1 protein-coding gene and 1 pseudogene are annotated in these 1,995 nt (G+C 73.1%); both read right to left on the bottom strand.

The genetic code is table 11. The features are described 5' to 3' along the window. Positions 1-32 precede the first annotated feature (32 nt). Positions 33-1,283 (bottom strand): phosphoribosylamine--glycine ligase, encoded by a 1,251-nt coding sequence (purD, locus tag ACWGI8_RS43595; RefSeq protein WP_453669084.1) that lies wholly within the window; start codon positions 1,281-1,283, stop codon positions 33-35. Between the two features lie 61 nt (positions 1,284-1,344). Continuing rightward, positions 1,345-1,995 (bottom strand): annotated as a pseudogene (locus tag ACWGI8_RS43590) (DNA polymerase III subunit gamma and tau); the annotation flags it as partial.

Genomic DNA, 1,995 nt, shown 5'->3' with positions numbered 1-1,995 from the left:
CCCGGGAGCCGGGTGCCGCGCGGGTGGGCGGGTCAGTGCTGCGCGGCCTTCGCGGCGATGTCGGTGCGGTGGTGGGAGCCGTCCAGGTGAATGCGGCTCACCGCGGCGTACGCACGCTCGCGGGCCTGCGAGAGGTCGTCGCCGGTCGCGGTCACCGAGAGGACACGGCCACCGGCGCTGACGATCGTGTCGCCGTCCTTCCTGGTCCCGGCGTGCAGGACGTACGCGTACGGAGCGTCCTGCTCCGCGACCGCGTCCAGTCCTTCGATCGGGTCGCCGGTGCGCGGCGTGTCCGGGTAGTTGTGCGAGGCGACGACGACGGTGACGGCCGCTTCGTCGCGCCAGTTCAGCGGGGGCTCGTCGTCGAGGGTGCCGCGCGCCGCGTTGAGGAGGACGCTCGCGAGCGGGGTCTTGAGGCGGGCCAGGACCACCTGGGTCTCGGGGTCACCGAAACGGGCGTTGAACTCGATGACCCGCACGCCACGGCTGGTGATCGCGAGACCGGCGTACAGGAGGCCGGAGAACGGCGTACCGCGGCGGTGCAGCTCGTCCACGGTGGGCTGGAGCACGGTCGCCATGACCTCGTCGACGAGCTTGGGATCGGCCCAGGGAAGCGGCGAGTACGCGCCCATGCCGCCGGTGTTGGGCCCCTCGTCCCCGTCCAGCGCCCGCTTGAAGTCCTGGGCGGGCTGCAGCGGGAGCACCGTCTCGCCGTCGGTGATCGCGAAGAGGGAGACCTCGGGGCCGTCCAGGTACTCCTCGATGACGACGCGGTCGCAGGAGAGCGCGTGCCGGCGGGCCTGCTCCAGGTCGCTGGTCACGACGACGCCCTTGCCTGCGGCGAGACCGTCGTCCTTCACGACGTACGGAGCACCGAACGCGTCCAGCGCCTCGTCGATCTCCTCCGGCGTCGTGCAGACGTAGGAGCGGGCGGTCGGGACGTTCGCCGCGGCCATCACCTCCTTGGCGAAGGCTTTGGAGCCCTCCAGCTGGGCCGCCTCCCGGGACGGGCCGAAGCAGGGGATGCCCGCGGCCCGTACGGCGTCGGCGACACCGGCGACGAGCGGGGCCTCGGGGCCGACGACCACCAGGCCCGCTTCGAGCTCGGTGGCGAGCGCGGCAACGGCGGCGCCGTCGAGCGCGTCGACCGGCAGCAGCTCGGCGACCTCCGCGATTCCGGCGTTGCCGGGCGCGCAGTACAGAGCGGTGACGTCGGGATCGAGGGAGAGAGCGCGGCACAGGGCATGTTCGCGGGCGCCGCCGCCGATGACGAGGACCTTCACGGCAGCCAGGGTAGCCCGCGCGGCGACCGTGACCTTGTGCGGGCCGCCGAAGCGCCCGTACCTACTCGTTTGTGTATTCCTCCACAACGGTGGCGCCGAGCTCCCGAACGATCAGGTCGTGGCCGGAGAGCGCGGAGTCCACGAGGTCCGGGTCGTCCTCCTCCGGGGTGTCGTCCTCGGGCGCGACGGGCTGCGGCTGCGGAGCGGCCTGGGACTGCGGGGCCGCCGAACGCGGAGGCTCGGGGGCTGCCGGTCCCGGCTGCGGGGCCTGCGTGGGGGCCGGGGCGGCCGAAGCCTGCTGAGCCGGGCGGGGCGTCCCCTGCGCGGCGGGCGCCGCGGAGGGCGCCTGCGCCTGTCCGGGCCTGCCGCCGAATCCGCTGCCACCGCCGAATCCGCCACCCCCGCCGAATCCGCTGCCACCGCCGGAGGCAGCCGGAGGCTGACCCGCGCCGCCCGACGGATCGATGATCGCCTCGACCTTCCACTGGACGTTGAACTGCTCGGCGAGCGCCTGCTTGAGCACGTCCTCGCTGCCGCTGCTCGCGAAGTTGTCGCGGGCGCCGGCATTGATGAAACCGACCTGGAGCGTCGTGCCGTCGAAGCCCGCCACCTGAGCGTTCTGACTGAGCAGGATCCAGGTGAAGCGACGGCGGTTCTTGACCGCCTCCAGGATGTCCGGCCACATGTTCCGCACCTGGGCCGCGCCCTGGGA

This window comes from Streptomyces sp. NPDC054841, from assembly GCF_053611045.1.
The sequence above is the reverse complement of the archived record's forward strand: the minus strand, read 5'-3'. Positions and strand labels throughout refer to the sequence as shown.